We start from the raw sequence: 14,641 nt of genomic DNA on the forward strand, positions 1-14,641 counted from the left end.
CAGGCCAAGTCCTGATGAGCGTCAAATTGCAAACCAGATCCATCGTCTTCTCAATAGAAAACCGCAGTCTTGGGTAGCTCTGCCGCTGAAAGCCATGGACATTTCATTGCGCCACGCCGGCCGGCATACCCTGCGCATTGCGATACAGGCAGCTACGTGCACAGGTTCTGCTTAACTCATTCTCTCGCTCATGTTACGCACGGACAGGGACCCGCCACAGATGCAAAGGAAAGTAATAGTCGTCGATGATCATCTGCTGACACTGATCGGCATCCGAGCTTCGCTCAGTAGCGACAGCACGTTGCAGATCGTCGGTGAAGCCCAGGATGTCGAAGGGCTTTTCCAGCTATTGACCGAACAGCCCTGTGACCTGGTCGTCACCGACCTGATGATGCCCCACAGCCAACAGGCCGATGGCATCCGCCTGATCGAACAATTGCGCCGTCGTTATCCGGCCATCGCGGTCATAGTGGTCACCATGCTCAACAATCCGGCGCTGCTGGCCTCGATCCTCAAACTGGGCGTCCAGGGGCTGATCAGTAAACGCGGGGTACAGGGCGACCTGCAAAAGGCGATTCGCGCCAGCCAGGCCAAACCCTTCATATCCCCGTCCATCAGGCATCTGCTCAACCCGGGGCAGCCCGTACCCCAGGTCGAACAACTGTCTCCTCGCGAAGTCGAGGTGCTACGCCTGTACGGCGCCGGGCTGTCGGTCAATGAAATAGCCCTGCACCTCAACCGTTCCAAGCAGACCATCAGCAGCCAGAAAAGCAGCGCCATGCGCAAACTGGGTCTGGATAACAACGCCAGCCTGTACCTGTACATCCAGGAAGTCGGGCTGGCCTGAGACTATGCCTAACCCTCTCGCGAGCCTGTCACGCCTGACCCTCTGGATCACGCTCTTGCTGGCCAGCGTTGCTTCCCTGGGCGCCACCGAGCCTGAACCTGCGCCGCTGTCCCTGGCCACGCTGATGAGCATGCGCCAGACGTTGCCCCCGCGCCCGCTACGGGTCGCCGAGGTAAGCGCCTCCAACGAGCAACCCGAGCCTCGTGGCAACGATGTCCTCAACCAGATCACCAACGATTACCTGGAACACATCAGCCAGTTTCTCGAACTGCCGATCCAGCGCGTGCCCTACCCCACGGTGGACACCGCCATCGCCGCCCTGACCACCGGGGACATCGACCTGATGCCCCGCGCCACCGAGTATGAAAGGAAGCAACCCGGCTTCATCTACAGCATGCCCTACCTGGACAACGAGCCGATCATCGTCGGCCGCATCGCCGACAAGGACCTGTCTCCTGACCTGGCGGGCAAACGCGTGCTGGTCCCTGCCTACTATGTCCAGGCCGCAACAGTCGCCAAGGCCTACCCCAAGGCCGAACTGATCGTGATCAAAAGCATTGTCGAAGGCCTGCAACGCCTGGCCGACGGCGAGGCCGATGCGCTGATCGGCGATCAGCTGCGCAGCAACTTCTACATGCGCAGCCTGGCCAACCTCAAGCTGCAGAACAAATACGTCGCCAACCTGCCGGCCATGGGTTTCAGCTTCGCCGCGCAAGGGCATGAAGAGAATCTGGTCACCCTGATCAACGCCGCGCTAAAGACAGTTTCCCGGGAGCGCAAACAAGAGATATTGCAGCACTGGGAACGCTCGCCCTGGCTGTTCGCGCCGACCGACTCCTTCGCCCTCAACAGCGCGGAAGACAGCTGGCTCAAGCGTCTTCCGTCGCTGAACCTGATCGCCCGCGAAATCCCCAATTACCTGTACCGCAAGGCCGACGGCCAATGGGCCGGGCTGGCGTTCAATGTTCTGCGCAGCCTGGCCGACGACTATCAGCTGCAACTGAACATCATCGACAGTCAGTCACCGGAAATCGATCGGCAGCGCCTGGAGCGCGACGAGGCGCAAATCGCCCTGTCACTGGTACCGACCCCGGTCCGACAAAAGAGCCTGCTGTTCAGCGATGGCTTCGGCACCGAATACTGGGCCTTCGTTACCCGCCAGGGCGCCAGTTCCCCCAGCTCACTGGCGGCCCTGGGCGGCAGGCGCCTGGCACTCCAGGCCGGGCATCCCCTGCAGCACCTGCTCCAGAGCCGCTACCCGAGCATCGAACTGGTGCTCACCGACCACTACGCCCAGACCGTGCAATTGGTGGAACAGGGCATGGTCGACGCCATGCTGAACAACGCCGCCGATGCCAGGCAAATGACCAACCCGGGGCTGCGCGCCGGCAAGCAGTTCCAGGCCCAGCCCGAACCCATGGTGTTCGCCGTATCGGCCCAGCACCCCGAACTCCTGAGCATCCTCAACAAACTCCTGTACTCGTTGAAGAACTCGGACGGCAACCAGGACCGCATCAGTATCCTGGCGCAGCCCGTGACCAAGGGCTCGCTCTGGGACTACCTGCCGAACTGGGTGTGGCAGACCGCTGCGCTGGTCCTGGTGCTGGTGGCGCTATCCTTGCACTGGAACTGGCGCCTGCGGGTGCAGATCCGCAAGCGGCGCGCTGCGCAGAACCAGCTCAAGGACCAGCTGGCCTTCCAGTTCGCCTTGCTCAACGGCTTGCCCGTTCCCCTTTACGTGCGCGACCTGCAGGGACGCCTGAGCACCTGCAACCATGCCTATGAGCAGTTCTTCGGCAAGTCCCTGGAGGAGATCCGCGGCACCACGCCCCGGGAGCAAGGCATCGCCCCGCCCGCGCTGGCCCGGGAGCTGGAGGAACAGCACCAGCGGCTGCTGGATAACCGCCAGTCGCAGTTCCTCGACAGCGTGATCGAAGTCGACGGCAAGACCCACCATATCTACCAATGGCTGGTGCCCTTCTACACCGCGCTCGGTAAACAGCAGGGCTTGCTGGGAGGCTGGATCGACATCAGCATGCGCAAGCATCTGGAAAACAAACTGCTCGAAGCCCAGCAACAGGCACTCGACGCCAGCGCGGCGAAAAGCCAGTTCCTCGCGACCATGAGCCATGAGCTGCGCACCCCGCTGAACGCCATGGTCGGCCTGTTGGAGCTGGAAACCAGTGGCTCGCCCACGGCCTCGCAGAACCTGAGCATCGCCCAGCAGTCGGCACAAGCGATGATCGACCTGATCGGCAACATTCTCGATCTGGACAAGGTCGAAACCGGCCAGATGGAACTGGCGCCCAGCCCCACCGCGCTCGCCCCGTTGCTGGAGAACTGTCTTGAGCTGTTCGCTGTCCAGGCCCGGGAAAAGCACCTGAAGCTGAAACTGGAACATGACCTGGACCCGCGGCGGCACTATCAGGTGGACGCCATGCGCCTGACGCAAATCCTCCATAACCTGCTGTCTAACGCCCTGAAGTTCACCGATCACGGACAGGTCGAACTGCAGGTCCGGGAACTGGACTCGGCACCGCGCCAGAGCCGGTTGACATTCCAGGTCAACGACACCGGTATCGGCATCGCCGATGAGCTCCAGCCGCAAATCTTCGCGCCCTACCAGCAAGCCCATGCGCAGATCGCCCACCTGCACGGCGGCTCCGGCCTGGGCCTGAGCATCTGCAAACAGTTGGTCGAACTCATGGGTGGCAACATCCGGCTCGACAGTGCCCCAGACCAGGGTTGCCGGGTCAGCTTCGAACTGATCCTGCCCTGGCAGCTTGCCGAGGACGAGGCGCAGCAGGCCGCTCATGACGCTGCGGCGGTCGCCGCGCTGAATGTCCTGATCGTCGACGACGTCTCCACCAACGGCCTGGTGCTCGAGCAACAACTGCTCAGGCTCGGCCATCGGGGAACCTATGTCAGCAGCGGCAAGGCGGCCCTGCTAGCCTGGGAACAGGGCCACTTCGATGTGCTGATCACCGACTGCAACATGCCGGAAATGGACGGCTATGCCCTCACCCGCAATGTACGGGCCGCGGAACAGATGCGCGGGCTGCAAAGGCTACCAATCATCGGCTACACCGCCCGTGCCCTGGCGGATGAAAGGCAGCGTTGCCAGGCGGCCGGCATGGACGACCTGATGATCAAACCCATCGTTCTCGAGCGTCTGCGTGAAATGCTCGGTGGGCTGAAAGCGCTCGGCTTCCTTCCCCAAACCACAGCCGCTTTGCCCCTCGCCCCGGCACCCGAGCCAGCCTCCGAAAAGACGGCGCCCGCCACCTTCGACCTGTCCCAACTGGAGGTATTCCAGAACGACCCGCAGCTCAAGGAACGGCTGCTCCAGGAGCTGCGCCGCAACCTGGAACAGGAACATGAGCTGTTGAACGCCCCGCTGCCCGATACGCCGGACTTCCTCGAACAGTGGGTCCACCGGGTCAGCGGGTTGGCCTGCACAGTCGATTCGCCGGCGTTGATGCGGGCCTGCCTCGACCTGCAACTCGCGGCCCGCCAGGGTGCGCAGAATCTGGACGAGCAACGCGAAGCAGTGCTGTCCGTCATCGAACGCATGCTGCGCGACATCGAACGCCACGGCTGACCCGCTCCGGGCCCAGGTATTGCGCCCCGGGCGGCACCCAAGCCGGCGCCTGAAACATCTTGTTCCATTCCCTCCTCCGGCCTTTCGTACTCGTCTCATACAAGCTCACAGCCGTGCTCGGCATCCTAGGCGCCCTTCGTTACCGGGCACTGCCAGCACGGCAACCCTGGCCGCACCCTAGGGCGCTCGGCATCGAAGATCTCCATAAACCTAACTATCGCTAAATAAGGTAATTCGATGCTTCCTAGCACTCGCGTCAGCGCCATGCGCAAGCTCCCGCTGGCCATCACCCTCGGCCTGGCTTCGTTGGCCAGCCAGCAAGCCTTCGCCCATGCTTATGTCGAAAGTCCGAAGTCTCGCTCCTTCATGTGTTCCTCGACCGGGGGCAACCTCAACCGTGATTGCGGTGAGATCACCTATGAACCGCAAAGTGCCGAGTACTCGCCATCGGTCAACCACCACTACCCTTCCGAGTACTGCGGGGGCGACTTCACCCAGTGCGGCCCGGCGAACGGCACAATCCCGGGGGCCGGCACGAACCGTTTCGCTGAACTCAACGAACAGACGGCGACCCGCTGGCAGAAAACCACGATCAAGCCGGGCATGAATGAGTTCAGCTGGTTCTACAAGGCCGGTCACGCCAGCGCCTATTACCAATTCTACATCACCAAAAAAGACTGGAACCCGAACCAACCGCTGACCCGCGACTCCTTCGAGCTCCAACCGCTGCTCAATGAAGATGCTGGAGGCAAACTTCCACCGAGCGAAACCCGGACCAAGCACATGGTCAACATTCCTGCCGATCGCAGTGGTTACCACGTGATCCTGGCGACCTGGAAGGTCGCCGACACCGCCGCCACCTTCTACCAGGCCATCGACGTCAACATCGACAACGATGGCGCGCCGATTCCTGACTGGAAAATCCTCGGTGCGGTGCAGCCTGAACAACTACAGGTTGGCGACAAGGTCAGCACCCGCGTGTTCACCAATGCCGGCGAGCAGCAGAACCGCCAGACCCGCCTGAGCATCGAAACCGAGGAACAGGCCCAGGCCAACACCTGGCCGTTCCTGTTGGCGCAACAAGTCAACAAGGCCAATGCCGGCTACGTGATGGGCGAGCTCAACGCCAATAATGAAGTCGTGCCCAACTACGGCAAGAACACCATGTACGCCAAGAACAACAGCGACGTGGTACGCGTGGAAATCCAGAAAGAGCAGCCGAGCATTCCTGGCGAGCTGAAGCTTTCCGGCCTGCAGGCTGAGTACACCCTGAAGGACAACGGCACCGACCTGCACTTCAACGCCATCGCCCAGGGCGGCAAGTACACCATCGCCTCCACCGTGTTCAACGGCAAAGGCGAAAGCATCGCCCACCAGCAGGCGCAAGCCGGCAACAACACCCCACACTTCTCCATCCCGCTGCGTAATGTCAGCGAAGGCGAATATGACGTGGTGGTCGTAGCCAAGCCGGAGAAAGGCGAGCTGCTGCAACAGACCCACCACTTCAAGCTGAAAGCTGAAGAAGTGGGCGGCGGTGACTACGACTTCGTCTTCCCCAAAGGCCTGACCGGCTACAAGGCGGGCACCAAGGTGCTGGCCAAGGACGGCAACGTCTATGAGTGCAAGCCTTTCCCTTACAGCGGCTACTGCATGCAGTGGAACGCTAGCGCCACTCAGTACGAGCCTGGCGTCGGCAGCAGCTGGAAGGACGCCTGGATTCGCAAGTAATCCATAAACCTGACCAACCGCAGTGTGGTGCCTCGGCACCGCGTTGCGGACCTTGGGAATCGACATGAACCACCTTCACTACTCAAGAACGCGCAGGCTGCTGCACTGGCTGTTCGCCGCCGTAGTCCTGTGGGCAACCATCAGCGGCTACGCCAGCGCCCTGTTGCAGCCGTCCCCTTCGATCAAGCAGACAATCGCCTTTATCAACGTCTCGCTGACCACCCTGCTGGTGCCGCTGTTCGTCCTGCGGCTGTTCTACCTCGTGCGCCATCCCGCTCCGCCGGCCCCCGCCCATCAGAGCGCGGCTGAACGCCGCCTGGTGCATGCTGGGCACGCCGCCCTGCTGGTCAGCCTCGGCACCGTTCTGCTCAGCGGCGTGCTGATGATGTCGCGCCCGATCGACCTGTTCGGCCTGCAGCTCCCGCAACCCTTGCAGGACCCGGCGGCCATCACCTTTTTCGAGGAGTTTCACCACTACAGCTGCATAGCCCTGGCCCTGCTGGTGGCCGGCCATATCGCCGCGGTAATCCTCCACCAACTGCGCGGGCATGGCGTGCTCAGACGCATGCTGCCCAAACGCCCATGAAAACGCTGCCCTCATGGCGCCCGCGCGGCTCCGGCCAACGCTACCTGCTCCCCACCAGCCTGGTCGCCCTGGGTCTCTGGCTGGCCTGGCTCGGCCTCGACAGCAGGACCTACCGGCAAGTGCTGGCGGGCCAGCCGGTGCCGACCGCAGTCCCGAGCGTCAGCGCCGAACAGCCGCTGCCCGCGCCCCTGGACGACCGCAACATCGCCAGGGTCTTCGGCGCCGTGCCGGTCGAATTCGACAGCGCGCAGGCCAGCCTGCCGCTGGTCCTGCTCGCCAGCCTGCTGGGCAACCAGCCCGAGCAATCCAGGGCGCTGATCCAGCATGCCGACAGCCGGGCCTTCTACTCCCCGGGCGAACGCCTGCCCGACGGCACGCTGCTCAAGAGCGTCAGCGCCGACCAGGTGGTGGTGCTGCGCAACGGCCGTGAACAAAACCTGCTGCTGCCCGGGCGCCAGATGCGCCTGCTCAGCCCCCAGACAACCCCACCGGAGGTCGCCGACCGAAAAGCCACGGCCCTTCTGCAAGCGATAGAGAACACACCATGAAACTGTCCCAGATTGCCGGCGCCGTGCTCAGCCTCGGCCTCCTGCTGAACACCCTGCCCAGTAGTGCGGCCCTCACCACCCAGCGCCTGTGGACGCTGAACATGAAGGACGCCGAACTGCGCGACCTGGCCAGCGAGGTCGGGGAAATCACCGGCAAGACCCTGGTGGTCGATGCCCGACTGCAAGGCAAGGTCAGCGTGCAATCGTCCAAAGCCCTGGACAAGGACGGGATCTATTCGCTGTTCCTCAGCGTGCTGCGCAGCCAGGGTTTCGTCGCCCTGGACCAGGGCGACCGGGTGCTGATCATGCCGACGGTGGAAGCCAAGACCAAATCCAGCGATCAATCGGGCGATGAGTTCGTCACCCGGGTCCTGGACCTGCGCAACGCCAACGCCGCGGAAATATCCGGGGTGGTGCGCCCGCTGGTGAGCGACGACGCCTATGTCGCGCCCTCGGCCAGCTCCAATGCCCTGGTGGTTTCCGACAGCGCCAGCAACGTCGAGCGCATCCGCCAGGTGGTCAGCGAACTGGACCAGGCCGGCAACCGCTCGTTCAGCACCGTGGCCCTCAAGCACGCCTGGGCCAGCGATGTGGCCCGTACCCTGAACGAAAGCATCAGCCAGAACGGCAATGGCCCCAGCCAGGCCAAGGCTGTGGGCGACACCCGCAGCAACCGGGTGATCCTCGCAGGCTCCGCCCAGGCCCGCCAGCGCATGGCCGAGCTGGTCAGGGCCATCGACGTGCCGAGCAATTCCAATGACAGCGCGCGGGTGGTGCGCCTGCACCACAGCGATGCCAAGCAGCTGTCGAAGCTGCTCAACGGCATCGGCAAGCGCCTGGAAGACGGTAATCGCGCTGGCGGCGAAGGCAAGGGCGGCGGCAACTCGATACTGGTGAGCGCCGACGAAAGCCAGAACGCCCTGGTGCTGATGGCCGACCCGGCGCAGCTGAGCATGCTCAATAAAGTCATCACCCAGCTGGACCAGCCACGGGCCCAGGTGCTGGTGGAAGCGGCCATCGTCGAAGTCAGCGGCGACATCAATGAAGCCCTCGGCGTGCAATGGGCGGCGCGCGCCGGCAACGTCGCCGGCGGCACCAACTTCAGCGGCACCGGCCTGTCGATCGGTACCCTGCTGGGGAATGGCAAGGACAAGAACATCACCCTGCCGGACGGCGCCATCATCGGCATCGGTACGAGCAATTTCGGCGCGTTGGTCACGGCCCTGTCCAGCGACTCCAAGAACAACCTGCTGTCCACCCCGAGCCTGCTGACCCTGGACAACGAAGCGGCGGAAATCCTCGTCGGCCAGAACGTGCCGTTCCAGACAGGCTCGTACACCACCGATACCGCCGGCGCCAGCAACCCCTTCACCACCGTGGAACGCCAGGACGTCGGCGTGACCCTCAAGGTGACCCCGCACATCAACGAGGGCAACACCCTGCGCCTGAAGGTCGAGCAGGAAAGCTCGGAACTGGCCAGTGCCCCGCCCGGCATCACCACCAGCGACGTGATCACCAACAAGCGTTCGGTGAAAAGCACCATCCTCGCCGACGACGGCCAGATCATCGTGCTCGGCGGCCTGATCAAGGACAACGTCAAGACCCAGGTCAGCAAGGTCCCGGTGCTGGGCAGCATTCCCCTGCTCGGCCGGCTGTTCACCAGCACCAAGGACGTCACCGAAAAGACCAACCTGATGGTCTTCCTGCGGCCGACCCTGGTGCGGGGCAGCGCCGATGCCGTCAACGTCAGCGAGCGCAAGTACAACGACCTACGCAAGCTGCGCGCCAACGGTGACAGCCGCAGCGGCCTGGCCCTGCCGGCCGACTCACGCCAATTGTTCGATGCCGCCCCGCAGGATGGGACAATCGACATGCGCGCCAGAGAGCCACGCCGATGAACCCGGTCGCTCGCCTGCCCTTTGGTTTCGCCAAGCGCCATGGGGTCCTGCTGGAGCCCATGGAGAGCGGCCTGCGGCTTTATTGCCGGGCCGACACGCCGGTGGAAATCCTCGCCGAGATCCGCCGCTGCCACGGCCCGCTGCAGGGCCACCGGATACTCGACGCCGAGGCTTTCGCCGAACGGCTGGCCGAGCAGTATCGCGATGGGCGCGACGACGCCATGCAAATGGCCGAGGGCCTGGGCGACCAGATCGCCGGCCAGGACGACCTGGCCAGCCTGGCCGAGCAACTGCCGCAGATCACCGACCTGTTGGAGCAGGAAGACGACGCGCCTATCATTCGCCTGATCAACGCGATCCTCGGCGAGGCAGTCAAGGTCAAGGCTTCGGACATCCATCTGGAAACCTTCGAGCAACACCTGTCCGTGCGCCTGCGGGTCGACGGCCTGCTGCGCGAAGTGCTGCGCCCGCGCCGAGAACTGGCGGGCCTGCTGGTGTCGCGGATCAAGGTCATGTCCAAGCTCGACATCGCCGAAAAGCGCATCCCCCAGGACGGCCGCATCGCCCTGCGCATCGGCGGCCATGAAGTGGATGTGCGGGTCTCCACCCTGCCTTCTGCCTATGGCGAACGAGTGGTCATGCGCCTGCTCGATAAACAGGCCGGGCGCCTGGACCTGGGGCGGCTGGGCATGGCCGAGGCGATCCGCGGCAAGCTCGAAGACGCCCTGCTGCGCCCCCACGGCATCCTGCTGGTCACCGGTCCCACTGGCTCCGGCAAGACCACCACGCTGTATGCCGGGCTCAGCAGCCTGAACAACCAGACCCGCAACATCCTGACCATCGAAGACCCGGTGGAATACCACCTGGCCGGCATCGGCCAGACCCAGGTCAACACCAAGGTCGACATGACCTTCGCCCGTGGCCTGCGCGCCATCCTGCGCCAGGACCCGGACGTGGTCATGGTCGGCGAGATCCGTGACCGGGAAACCGCCGACATCGCCGTGCAAGCCTCCCTCACCGGCCACCTGGTGCTGTCCACCCTGCACACCAACAGCGCCATCGGCGCCGTCACCCGCCTGCTGGACATGGGCATCGAGCCCTTCCTGCTGTGCACCTCGCTGCTCGGCGTGGTCGCCCAGCGCCTGGTGCGGGTGCTCTGCATCGATTGCAAGCGCGCCGCGCCCGCCGATGCCGCGGCCTGCCACCAGCTGAACCTCGACCCGCAACAGGCGCCGCTGCTCTATCACCCGGTCGGCTGCCCGGCCTGCCAGCACAGCGGCTATCGCGGTCGCCAGGGCATCTACGAACTGGTGCTGTTCGACGAACCGCTGCGCCAGCTGATCCATGAAGGGGCTGGTGAGGCCGCCTTGACCCACTACGCGCGCCAGCATGCCCACAGCCTGTTCGCCGACGGCCGGGACAAGGTGCTGCAAGGCGTCACCAGCGTCGAAGAACTGCTACGCGTAACCCGGGAGCACTGACCGTGGCCGCCTACGAATACCTCGCGATGTGCAACGCCGGACGCAAGACCCGCGGCGTGCAGGAAGCCGACAGCGCCCGGCAGGTCCGCCAGCTGCTGCGCGAACGCAATCTGATCGCCCTGCAGGTCAAGCCGGCCCGCGGGCAAAAGGACCGCTCCGGCGCCGCGCTGACCAGCAACCAACGTCTCAGCCCGGCGCAACTGGCCTTGCTCACCCGCCAATTGGCGACCCTGGTCCAGGCCTCGCTGCCGCTGGAAGAAGTGCTGGCCGCCGTCGCCGCGCAATGCAGCAAACGCGCGCAGCAAAGCATGATGCTGGCGATCCGCGCACGAGTGCTGGAAGGTCATGACCTGGCGCGGGCCATGGGCGAATACCCGCGCGCCTTCGCCTCGATGTACCGGGCCACGGTGGCCGCCGGCGAACGCGCCGGCCACCTGGCCCAGGTCCTGATGCAACTGGCCGACTACACCGAGGCCCGCCACGCCGCCCGCCAGCAGCTGCAACTGGCCATGCTGTACCCGAGCATCCTGCTGCTGGCGGCCTTCGGCATCGTCGGTTTCCTCCTCAGTTTCGTGGTGCCGGATGTGGTCAAGGTGTTCATCGACAGTGGCCAGCAACTGCCGGTGCTGACCCGTGGCCTGATCGCCACCAGCGACTTCGCCCGGGACTACGGCCTGGTCCTGCTGCTGATACTCGGTAGCCTCGCCGCCGGCCTGCGCGTGGCCCTGCGCAAGCCCGCCCTGGCCATGCGCTGGCACCAGGTCCAGTTGCGCCTGCCGGTGATCGGGCGGGTCATCCAGGCCAGCAACAGCACCCGGTTTGTCAGCACCCTGGCGATTCTCGGGCGCAGCGGCGTGCCACTTGTTGATGCTCTGGAGATTTCCGCCGAGGTGGTCGCCAACCAGCAGATTCGTACTCGTATGAAAGACGTGGCGCGCACCGTGCGCGAAGGTAGCGGGCTGACCCGGGCCCTGGAACAGAGCGGCGATTTCCCGCCGATGATGCTGTACATGATCGCCAGCGGCGAACGCTCGGGGGAACTGGACAGCATGCTCGAACGCGCCGCCCACCAGCAGCAGACCCAGCTGTCCAACGGCATCGCCATGCTGGTCGGGCTGTTCGAGCCGGCGATGCTGGTGTTCATGGGCGCCAGCGTACTGGTCATCGTCCTGGCGATCCTGATGCCCATTCTCAACCTCAACCAACTCATCACCTGAAGAGCACACAACATGCGCAACCCATCCCGCCAACGCGGCTTCACCCTGATCGAGATCATGGTGGTCGTGGTGATTCTCGGTGTCCTGGCCGCCCTGGTGGTCCCGCAGATCATGAGCCGTCCGGACCAGGCCAAGGTCACCGCCGCCCGCAGCGACATCAAGGCGGTGGCCACGGCCCTGGAAATCTACAAGCTCGACAACCACCACTACCCCTCTACCCAGCAGGGCCTGGAAGCCCTGGTGAAAAAACCGGCCGGCCTGCCGGCGGCCCTCAACTGGAACCCCGACGGCTACCTCAAGCGCCTGCCCAAGGATCCGTGGGGCAACCCTTACCAGTTCCTCGCCCCGGGTCGCGAAGGCTCGGCCTACGACCTGTATTCCTTCGGTGCCGACGGCCGCAACGGCGGCGACGGGACCAATGCCGACATCGGCAACTGGGAGCCTTGAAGTGCGCAAGCCAATGGCGGGTTTCACCCTGCTGGAGCTGCTGGTGGTCATGGTGATCATCGGCTTGCTGGCCGGCCTGGTCGGGCTGGTCCAGAGCGACTCGGGCGGGCAGAAGGCCCGGCGCGAGGCCGAGCGCCTGCAGAACCTCATTGGCCTGCTGCGTGAAGACGCGGTCTTGAACAACGTCAATCACGGCCTGCGCCTGGCGCCGGACCACTACGCAGTGCTGAGCCTCGACCATGGCGGCCAGTGGCAAGCGGACAAGCGCTTCAAGGAACACCGGCTGCCCGGCGAGCTGCGCCTGAACCTGAAGGATCCACGACCACAGGGCAAGGAACCACAGCTCTGGGTGCTGGCCAACGACCAGATCTCGCCTTTCAACCTGCTGCTGGAATACCGCCAGCAGCCGCTGCTGTCGCTGTCCAGCGACGGAGTCGAGGAGGTGCGTCTTGCGCCGGTGCAATGAACAGGCGGGCTTCACCCTGCTGGAAGTGATGGTCGCCCTGGCCATTTTCGCCGTGCTGTCGCTGTCGCTCTACAGCGCCACCGAACACCTGATCGGCAACAACGGCGGCCTCAGCGAACGCACCCTGGCGCAATGGCTGGCGGACAACCGCCTGAACGAACTGCGCGCCGGCATGCGCCAGGCCCGGAGCCAGCGCCAGGAACCGATCCGCTTCGCCGGGCGCGACTGGCTGCTGACCAGCGAAACCACCGCCGCGCCCGACCCACGCCTGCTGAAGATCGTGCTCGAAGTCTCCACCGACGCGCCCATGCCCCGGCAACGCGCGCGCCTGGCGGGCTACCTGGAGGCCCGCCCATGAAACGCCAGCAGCAGGGCTTCACCCTGCTCGAAGTGCTGATTGCCATGGCCCTGTTCAGCCTGCTCGGCCTGGCCTGTTATCAGTTACTCGAACGCATGATCCACACCGACCAGCGGATTCATCAGCACGAACTGCAACTGCGGCGCCTGCAGCGTGCGGTAGGTATCTTCGAGCGTGACCTGACCCAGGCCATCGCCTACCCGGTCAACGGCAGCTCGGCGCGCCAGGCACTGATCGGCGAGCCCGGGCGCGTCCAGCTGGTACGCGGCGGCTGGAGCAATCCCTTGCAGCAGGCGCGCAACGACCTGCTGCTGGTCACCTATCGCTGGAACGACAACCAATGGCTGCGCGAATACCGCAGCCCGGTGGAAGGTCCCGACCTGTCCGGCACCGCCGCGCAACAGGTGCTGCTCGATGGCGTCCGGCTCGAACGCCTGCGCTACATCGACGACCAGGGTAAGGCCCATTCCAACTGGCCCGTCGACCAGGCGCCATTGAGCCTGCCTCAGGCCATTGAGCTGGAACTCGACGCCCCGGGTTATCCCGGCCTGCGGCGGGTGATCCTGCTGCCGGGCTTCAAGGGGCTGGACCATGGTTAGGGCCTGTAGACAACGGGGCATCGCGCTGATCAGCGTGCTGTTGATCACTTCCCTGGCGACCCTGATCGTCAGTGACATGCTGGCCCGCCAGCGCCTGAGCCTGATCGGCAGTTCCAATCAACTGTTGCAACAGCAACTGTGGCAACTGGCACTCAGCGGCGAAGCCTGGGCCCGTGGCCAACTGCGTGACGACTGGCGCAACGAACCGGAGCCCAAGCGCATACACCTGGGCCAGCGCTGGGCGCACAGCACACCGACCTTCGACATCGACGGCGGGCGTATCGGCATCCAGCTGCAGGACCTCAGCGCGCGCTTCAACCTCGGCACCCTGCGCACGCCCAACGACCGGATCAGCCGCTTGCGTTATCAGCGCCTGCTGCAAGTGCTCGGCCTGCCGCCCCACGACCCCAGGCGCCTGCCGCCGGTGCGTGGTTTCGACGGCAAGCCGCTGGCCTGGAACGACAGCAGCGAATTGATGCGCCTGGAAGGCGTCGACACAGCGGTCATGGAACGCCTGCGGCCCTGGGTCAGAACCACGCCGGGGGCGCTGAACCTCAACACCGCCCCGGCCGAACAACTGGCCAGCCTGGGCAAGCTCGACCTGGCCCAGGCCGTCGCCCTGGTGCAGGCGCGCCCCGCCGATGGCTACAAGACGGTGCAGGAGTTTCTTGACGCCCCGGTGCTGAAACAGCACGAGATCAACAGCCAGGGGCTCGATGTCAGCAGCCGGTATTTCCAGGCGGTGCTGGATGTCGAACTGGGCGACCGCCAATTGCGTTTGATCAGCCGCCTGCGCATCGAGCCAGACGGCCAGGTCAGCGTACTGCAGCGCACCCTCGCCGCCCCTTCCCGTTTTCCGGAGTAA

At 64.6% G+C, this 14,641-nt stretch carries 13 protein-coding genes; all 13 read left to right on the top strand.

The features are described 5' to 3' along the window. The first annotated feature begins 220 nt into the window (after positions 1–220). The 13 genes from H0I86_RS26115 (at position 221) to gspK (ending at position 14,641) form a co-directional block, all read left to right on the top strand. On the top strand, positions 221–847 hold the full coding sequence (locus H0I86_RS26115) for a response regulator (RefSeq protein ID WP_180922698.1): 627 nt from the start codon (positions 221–223) through the stop codon (positions 845–847). Positions 848–851: 4 nt separating this feature from the next. After that, positions 852–4,448: an ATP-binding protein gene (locus H0I86_RS26120; protein ID WP_180922699.1), complete on the top strand. Its 3,597-nt coding sequence runs from the start codon at positions 852–854 to the stop codon at positions 4,446–4,448. Positions 4,449–4,685: 237 nt separating this feature from the next. Further along, positions 4,686–6,176 carry an N-acetylglucosamine-binding protein GbpA gene (gene gbpA / locus H0I86_RS26125; protein WP_124355401.1) on the top strand — a complete coding sequence of 497 codons (1,491 nt, stop codon included), beginning with the start codon at positions 4,686–4,688 and terminating at the stop codon, positions 6,174–6,176. 64 nt (positions 6,177–6,240) lie between these two features. Further along, a complete protein-coding gene (locus tag H0I86_RS26130; protein WP_180922700.1) occupies positions 6,241–6,762 on the top strand; it encodes a cytochrome b in 522 nt (173 codons plus the stop codon). Beyond that, the gene (locus H0I86_RS26135) at positions 6,759–7,310 is read left to right on the top strand and encodes a type II secretion system protein N (protein ID WP_180922701.1); all 552 of its coding nucleotides are present in this window, start codon (positions 6,759–6,761) and stop codon (positions 7,308–7,310) included. The genes H0I86_RS26130 and H0I86_RS26135 overlap by 4 nt, the downstream gene beginning before the upstream one ends. Further along, complete coding sequence (gene gspD / locus H0I86_RS26140; protein WP_180922702.1) at positions 7,307–9,208, top strand: type II secretion system secretin GspD; 1,902 nt, start codon at positions 7,307–7,309, stop codon at positions 9,206–9,208. The genes H0I86_RS26135 and gspD overlap by 4 nt, the downstream gene beginning before the upstream one ends. Next, on the top strand, positions 9,205–10,689 hold the full coding sequence (gene gspE, locus H0I86_RS26145) for a type II secretion system ATPase GspE (protein ID WP_180922703.1): 1,485 nt from the start codon (positions 9,205–9,207) through the stop codon (positions 10,687–10,689). Before gspD ends, gspE begins: the two co-directional genes overlap by 4 nt. A 2-nt stretch (positions 10,690–10,691) precedes the next feature. Beyond that, positions 10,692–11,906: a type II secretion system inner membrane protein GspF gene (gene gspF / locus H0I86_RS26150; RefSeq protein WP_124355406.1), complete on the top strand. Its 1,215-nt coding sequence runs from the start codon at positions 10,692–10,694 to the stop codon at positions 11,904–11,906. A 12-nt stretch (positions 11,907–11,918) separates the two neighbouring features. Beyond that, positions 11,919–12,353, top strand: coding sequence for a type II secretion system major pseudopilin GspG (gene gspG / locus H0I86_RS26155; protein WP_009050803.1), 435 nt, complete (start codon positions 11,919–11,921; stop codon positions 12,351–12,353). Position 12,354: 1 nt separating this feature from the next. Continuing rightward, the gene (gene gspH / locus H0I86_RS26160; RefSeq protein WP_150085894.1) at positions 12,355–12,819 is read left to right on the top strand and encodes a type II secretion system minor pseudopilin GspH; all 465 of its coding nucleotides are present in this window, start codon (positions 12,355–12,357) and stop codon (positions 12,817–12,819) included. After that, positions 12,803–13,177 carry a type II secretion system minor pseudopilin GspI gene (gene gspI, locus H0I86_RS26165; RefSeq protein ID WP_150085895.1) on the top strand — a complete coding sequence of 125 codons (375 nt, stop codon included), beginning with the start codon at positions 12,803–12,805 and terminating at the stop codon, positions 13,175–13,177. Before gspH ends, gspI begins: the two co-directional genes overlap by 17 nt. Beyond that, on the top strand, positions 13,174–13,776 hold the full coding sequence (gene gspJ / locus H0I86_RS26170) for a type II secretion system minor pseudopilin GspJ (protein WP_180922704.1): 603 nt from the start codon (positions 13,174–13,176) through the stop codon (positions 13,774–13,776). Before gspI ends, gspJ begins: the two co-directional genes overlap by 4 nt. Beyond that, a complete protein-coding gene (gspK, locus tag H0I86_RS26175; protein ID WP_124355410.1) occupies positions 13,769–14,641 on the top strand; it encodes a type II secretion system minor pseudopilin GspK in 873 nt (290 codons plus the stop codon). The genes gspJ and gspK overlap by 8 nt, the downstream gene beginning before the upstream one ends.

This window comes from Pseudomonas chlororaphis subsp. aurantiaca, assembly GCF_013466605.1.
Lineage (GTDB): Bacteria > Pseudomonadota > Gammaproteobacteria > Pseudomonadales > Pseudomonadaceae > Aquipseudomonas > Aquipseudomonas chlororaphis_I.